This is a genomic window from Neobacillus sp. Soil_C_43 (assembly GCF_057656715.1).
This window is the reverse complement of the sequence record NZ_JBDGJV010000065.1, coordinates 1-240: the sequence shown is the minus strand read 5'-3', so window position 1 is coordinate 240 and position 240 is coordinate 1. Positions and strand designations below refer to the sequence as shown.

The 240-nt window shown below is 46.2% G+C and carries 1 tRNA gene and 1 rRNA gene; both read left to right on the top strand.

Annotated elements, in window-relative coordinates:
• Nucleotides 1-58: ribosomal RNA gene (locus AC3A54_RS25640) — 16S ribosomal RNA — on the top strand; the annotation flags it as partial.
• Between the two features lie 106 nt (nt 59-164).
• A tRNA-Ile gene (locus tag AC3A54_RS25635) sits at nt 165-238 on the top strand.
• Nucleotides 239-240: the final 2 nt, after the last annotated feature.

Sequence of the window (240 nt, the reverse complement as noted above, 5' to 3'; positions counted from 1 at the left end):
TGGGGTGAAGTCGTAACAAGGTAGCCGTATCGGAAGGTGCGGCTGGATCACCTCCTTTCTAAGGATATAAGCTGGACTTAGTGAGCCAGACAAAAAAGTTTGTTTGATTGTTTTTGTTTGCTTAGTTTTGAGAGTGCAAATTCTCAATGAAATATTCGTAGTGGGGGCCTATAGCTCAGCTGGTTAGAGCGCACGCCTGATAAGCGTGAGGTCGATGGTTCGAGTCCATTTAGGCCCACT